General features: G+C 56.8%; 5 protein-coding genes. 1 reads left to right on the forward strand and 4 read right to left on the reverse strand.

The annotated features are described in order from the left end of the window. Together RTK32_RS19500 and RTK32_RS19505 are read right to left on the reverse strand one after the other, a co-directional pair. On the reverse strand, positions 1-810 hold an 810-nt coding region (locus tag RTK32_RS19500), incomplete at its 3' end, for an FAD-binding oxidoreductase (RefSeq protein ID WP_312046881.1). A gap of 99 nt (positions 811-909) precedes the next feature. Then, the gene (locus tag RTK32_RS19505; RefSeq protein WP_312046882.1) at positions 910-1,134 is read right to left on the reverse strand and encodes a hypothetical protein; all 225 of its coding nucleotides are present in this window, start codon (positions 1,132-1,134) and stop codon (positions 910-912) included. Positions 1,135-1,329: 195 nt separating this feature from the next. Here RTK32_RS19505 and RTK32_RS19510 point away from each other — a divergent pair, with 195 nt between their 5' ends. After that, positions 1,330-2,025 (forward strand): tetratricopeptide repeat protein, encoded by a 696-nt coding sequence (locus RTK32_RS19510; RefSeq protein ID WP_312046884.1) that lies wholly within the window; start codon positions 1,330-1,332, stop codon positions 2,023-2,025. A 367-nt stretch (positions 2,026-2,392) separates the two neighbouring features. On the opposite strand, the gene ampH is transcribed toward RTK32_RS19510, so the two are convergent. Then, the gene (ampH, locus tag RTK32_RS19515; protein WP_312046885.1) at positions 2,393-3,565 is read right to left on the reverse strand and encodes a D-alanyl-D-alanine-carboxypeptidase/endopeptidase AmpH; all 1,173 of its coding nucleotides are present in this window, start codon (positions 3,563-3,565) and stop codon (positions 2,393-2,395) included. A 102-nt stretch (positions 3,566-3,667) separates the two neighbouring features. Next, the coding region (locus RTK32_RS19520) for a methyl-accepting chemotaxis protein (RefSeq protein ID WP_312046887.1) at positions 3,668-4,228 on the reverse strand (561 nt) is incomplete at its 5' end.

Here is a 4,228-nt window from a genome sequence, read left to right on the forward strand (position 1 = left end):
CCGCTGGCACTGCTCATCGGTTAGCGTCGCGGTCAGGCTGGCAAAAGTGGCCATAGCGGCTTGTTTGCTGATACATGGTGCCAGCTCACGGGAAAGGGCGGCCGTTGCCAGCATGACTTTTGGCGCAGAAAGCGTGCCAAACGGCGTAACGAGCCGATTTATTTTTCCGTAGTGAATAGCCATTACCGGCGTCATCTCATAGAGAATAACGTTTTCCGGCAGCGTGTCGGCCAGCCCAATCGCCAGGCTGGCGGGATTGAGCAACACCGCGCCCGGCGTATAAATGCCTTTGTGATAAAAATGGGTGCCCAGCTTTTGCGACAGCGTCTCGCGGTCAACGATCTTATAGTCCTCGGCCATTAACTCCAGATTATCGCGGTACTCCTGCAGCACGCTTTCGCTGCGCACATCGGCCTGACAGTGATATTTCCCTACCTGTTCCCACTCACATTCAAGCTCGCGATCCTTCACGATCGTTTTCAGTTCGTCGATCCCGGCCTGCAGCAGGGATCGATAATTCCGCGCTTTTTTCAGCTCCGCGGTCGAGCTGCCGATATTATGCGGCAGGCCGATGGCAAACCCTGAATTTCTGGCTGAGGAGCTTTCCGCCGCGCTGGCAGCATCAACCACCACGATTTTCAGGTTCGGATTGTGGCTGGCCAGCCGACGCGCAAAGGCCAGACCGGCAAAGCCTGCGCCGACGATAGCCCAGTCCGCTTCGCAGTCGCCACGCAGCGCAGGACGAAGCGCGGGCGTTTGGGGCAGCCAGCCATTGTGGTTCTGATTAAAAGGTATGGAGGCATATTTCACTGTGATCGTCCCTGAACGAGGTATTCGTTAACAAAGCGGCAAGAGTAACACCGCGTTCGCTTACTCTTTTTTGTCATGTATCAAGCTATAACGTCACCATCAGACTTTGTCTGCCGGACGGGTAATTTCGTGGCATTGAGGAGCCAGAAGCGACCGGCAGCCGGTATGGCTGTTGACGTAGTATGCAGGCGCCGCGGCCTGCATGGCGTGATGTCCCAGCTGCGCCTTTTTCAGGTTGCGCTGGCTGACTTCCTGGACGATTTGCGAGACAGCACCGGGCCCGAACCAGCAAGTCTCATTCAGAATCATTCTTTGTAGCCTCATCTTCTCCACCTGTTTCATTTTTTAAAATAACTAACGTTATTATCACCGGCTGGAAATATGCGGAGGAATGCGCGGGCGGGTATTGATTAAGATCAGGTCACGGCGAGTCTTCAGGACAGCGTGATAACTAACAGGGCTTATCTTTACGGTGGGGTTTGTTAATCTACAGGTCCATTAATTTAACAAGGTAGAGCTATGTTACGTGCAATCATGGCCGGCGTTTTGATGGTTTCCCCAATGATGGCTTTTGCCGATGCGGAACACCCTGAAGTCGACTGTATGAAAATTAAGGACTATGCGGCTGCAGGCGATAAAGCTTATAAAGCAAAGCAGTATGAAAAGGCACGCGACAGCTATACAGAACAGGTAGCCTGGAGTGAGAGCTGCCAGCTTTCAGATAGCGCTATTGCTGTAGCTTATAATAATGTGGCGCTGACCTGGATACGTCAGGGGGACTACCGTAAGGCAAAAGCCTGGCTGCTGATTGATGAGAAAGACGCCAGATCGCAATATAATCTGGGGTTAATAAAAGAGAAAATTGCCGCCTTACCGCAGCCTGCTTCGCCCGCCGGAGAATATTGGGAATACGCAGGAAAAGGAATGTGGAACAGCTACGATATCTCTGCAGAGCAGGGCCACTATAAAATCAACTTTGATGGCGTCTCGCCAGGGGCGATGGCGATGTATTACGGCCCGAATATCGGCAGCCTTGAGGGAAAGGCGGCCATCAGGGACGGCAGAGGCGTACTGCAACAACGTGAGGACGGGGACTGGGGCAACTGCGACGTCACGCTGATCTTTACCCCGCTGGACCTAACCACCGAGGTAAAAGGCGACTGCGGATTTGGGCATAACGTCTCTGCCGCTGGCCATTATCTGCGGGTTAAATAACGGCATCAGGCTCAGGGCGTTCTGCCTGAGGGGCGTTGCGTGAGGTGCGCGGCGTGCGCGGTTCCCGTGGCGTTCTTGGTGCCCGAGGTTCGCGTGGTTCGCGTGGTTCGCGCGGTTCAAGGGTTTCTCTGGGCGTGCGCGGCTGTCGCGGTGTACGCGGTTCGCGCGGTTTTTTTTCTGTCGGGGCTATTTTTTCCTGCACGCTGGCTCCTGGTAGTCGGCTGTCGACAGGCAGCTTAACAAAGGGGAGGGCGGGCAGGAAGGGGCGCATAAAAAGAGCGGGTTTCCCCGCTCAGATAGCGACTCGCTCTCTGCCCGCCGTCTCATGCGGGTAGGCTCATCCGTAGCGAGAAGGTCGGCAAGGCCGCTACTCGCTCTCCATAATGGACGCGGCAAGCTGTGCACTGTCCGGCGTGTTGCCGATAAGTTCCGTCAGCAGGTTGTTTACCCCATCGCTCATCGGCGTGAAGTGGGTCTGCGGCGAGCGCGTCACCACGATAAACACGCCGACGCTATAGCGCGGCACCATCGCTATATAAGTAATAAAGCCTCCGCCCCCGCCGGTTTTCTGAATAATGCCCGGACGCCCGCCCTGCGGCGCCATATAAACCCAGCCCATGCCCAGTGCGGAGGCCTTGCCCGGGACATCCATGCCTTCAACATTGGTCAGCTGGTCGCGCTGGTAAATCATCGTCTGAATGCGATCTGCCTGCGGCGAACGCGCCTGCAAATCGGAAGACAGGAACTGCTGCATCCAGCGGCCCATATCCTCAGGCGTCGAATAAACGCCGCCGCTGCCGATAGCCGCCAGCGTATTGGTACAGGGGCTGGCGCCTTTTTCCGCGACCATCAGACGCGAACACTGCTCGGGCGAAGGCGTAAACGTCGTATCCTTCATGCCCAAAGGCCGGGTGATTTCACGCTGCAGTAGCGCCGGATAGGCCGTGCCAGCGGCGCGGGCCAGTGCATCGCCCAGCAGATCGAAAGCCAGGTTGGAGTAGGCGGCGCGGGTGCCCGGCGCGGCTTTCAGCTGGGCATGTTTCAGCCAGCTCCAGCGCTGGCTGGCGGTTGGCCAGACGAAAACAGGGCGGCTGGCCTTGCCGCCGGGCTGCTCACGGGGCAGGCCGCTGGTATGCGTCGCCAGGTTAAGCAGCTTAATCGTTTGGCCGGCATAGGTGGGCACCGCGCTGCCCGGCGGACTATATTTACTTAACGGATCCTCAAGCCGCACCACGCCTTTCTCCGCGAGCTTGACCAGCAGTTCACTGGTCATCAGCTTGGTCAGCGAAGCGATACGGATAACGGACGTTTTCTGCGGCCTGACGCTGCTGCCAGGGCGCACCGAGCCGAGACTGGTAAAAACGCGCTGGTTGGCATCAATCGCCACCATCGCCATCCCGGTCGCCTTGGTGTTATAGAAAATATTCTGCGCATAGCGATCGACAATCTGCGAGGCCAGTAAAGGATCGGGAGAAGTCCTTGCGGCCAGCGCGCCGAGCGGAAAAAGGACGCAGAGCGCCAGCAGGTGGAGTGGTTTCAACGGGCATATCCATCGGGAGCGGAAAAGTGCCCTTATACTAATCTTTTTCCTGGAGATGAAAAAAGAGCGGCGGCCCTCTTTTTTACGGGCCGCCGTTGGCCGTCAGGCCGCGTGAGGATCCACTTTGAAAATGCCGATAGCGCGTGAAAGCTGTTCGGCCTGTTCCTGCAGCGATTGCGCGGCGGCGGCGGATTCGTTTACCAGCGAGGCGTTCTGCTGGGTAACCTGATCCATCTGGGTAATCGCCATATTGATTTCATGGATGCCGGTGCTTTGCTCGTGGCTGGCGACAGAAATTTCGCCCATGATTTCCGTCACGTTTTTCACGGTAGACAGCACGTCTTCCATCGTGGTGCCCGCTTTGGCCACCTGCTTACCGCCTTCATCCACTTTATTGACCGAATCCTGGATCAGCTGCGCAATTTCCTTGGCCGCCGAGGCCGAACGCTGTGCCAGATTTCGAACTTCCGAGGCGACCACAGCAAAACCGCGGCCCTGCTCGCCGGCACGAGCGGCTTCTACGGCTGCGTTAAGCGCCAGGATATTGGTCTGGAAGGCGATGCCATCAATCACGCTGATAATGTCGACAATCTTTTTCGACGAGGTGTTGATCATTTCCATGGTGGTAACGACCTGATTCACCGCCGAGCCGCTTTGTAACGC

Origin of the sequence: Erwinia sp., from assembly GCF_031978025.1 — a bacterium.
Lineage (GTDB): Bacteria > Pseudomonadota > Gammaproteobacteria > Enterobacterales > Enterobacteriaceae > Erwinia.

Excerpts from the sequence above, each read along its gene's own strand:
- RTK32_RS19505 (WP_312046882.1), bottom strand. The coding sequence starts at position 1,134 with ATGAGGCTACAAAGAATGATTCTGAATGAGACTTGCTGGTTCGGGCCC.
- RTK32_RS19510 (WP_312046884.1), top strand. The coding sequence starts at position 1,330 with ATGTTACGTGCAATCATGGCCGGCGTTTTGATGGTTTCCCCAATGATG.